This is a genomic window from Halobacillus sp. BBL2006, from assembly GCF_000786645.1.
Classification (GTDB): Bacteria; Bacillota; Bacilli; order Bacillales; family Halobacillaceae; genus Halobacillus.
In genome coordinates this window covers 1-1026 of the sequence record NZ_JRNX01000832.1, presented here as the reverse complement: position 1 = coordinate 1026, position 1026 = coordinate 1, and the positions used below count along the sequence as shown (strand labels likewise).

Genomic DNA, 1026 nt, shown 5'->3' with positions numbered 1-1026 from the left:
AAAATCAAAAAAGAAACCAGCGGCTGCATTGTGCAGACCTCAGGTTTCCATCCTCTTAAAACTTATTGATTTTTTAACACTTTCTCAATCGCATGGGCTACACCGTCTTCATCATTTGTGAGAGTGACCCAGTTGGCTTCTTCCTTTACTTTATCTTGGGCGTTCCCCATAGCAACTCCATAGCCAGCTTTATGAATCATCGCAATATCATTCATACTGTCTCCAACTGCCATAACCTCGTCCATCGTCAAGTCCAGCCAGTCACAAACTTTTGCCAAAGCTGCCGCTTTATTGACTCCTGAAGGGTTGATTTCAATATTAGTAGGACTGGAATTCGTAATTTCAAAGGAATCATATTTGTTTAGTTCATCCAAGATAATTTTACGGACATGATCATCTTCAATGTCATATCCGAACTTCAGCCAGTCATATTCCTCGACTTCTTCCTCAAATGGATTCTGGCTATTGAATAGACCTTGCACTGTGGAAGACCAGAAGTACAATCCATGTTCTTTTTTCAATTCCCACAAGCGACGGACATGCTCTTTTTTCAACTTGTTCCGTTCTATTAGTTCAAATTCACCGTTGTAAATTTCCCCTCCATTGATCGTGACAAGATAAGAGGATTCCCCTAATGATTCAGCTATATGCCTGCATCTGGAAAGGGAACGTCCTGTACTTAAAACCACCTGTATGCCTTGTTCTTTTGCTTCGTGAATTGCCTTAATATTTCGGTCTGACACCGTTTCTTGTGAATTAACGAGTGTACCATCTAAATCTAGAGCGATTAGTTTGATGTTATTTTCCATTGTCTTCACGTCCTCTCTTATGCTCTCTCTATTCTAATACATTAAGAGAGATTCATACAACGAAACACCCAGACATAGTTTGTCTGGATGTTTCGTTACTTCGACTTGTGATCTGTTTTGATCTCTTTTAGCAATTGGGGGTCGTTAAGTAATTCTAATCCTGTTTGTGCGAGGGCTTTCGCTCCTTTTAATAACGCTAGATCCCCAGCTTCTGAAC

Annotated in this window: 1 protein-coding gene; it reads right to left on the bottom strand. The window is 40.3% G+C overall.

Annotation, left to right across the window (positions count from 1 at the left end):
- Positions 1 to 62: 62 nt before the first annotated feature.
- Positions 63 to 809 carry a Cof-type HAD-IIB family hydrolase gene (locus LD39_RS20200; RefSeq protein WP_035552797.1) on the bottom strand — a complete coding sequence of 249 codons (747 nt, stop codon included), beginning with the start codon at positions 807 to 809 and terminating at the stop codon, positions 63 to 65.
- Positions 810 to 1026: the final 217 nt, after the last annotated feature.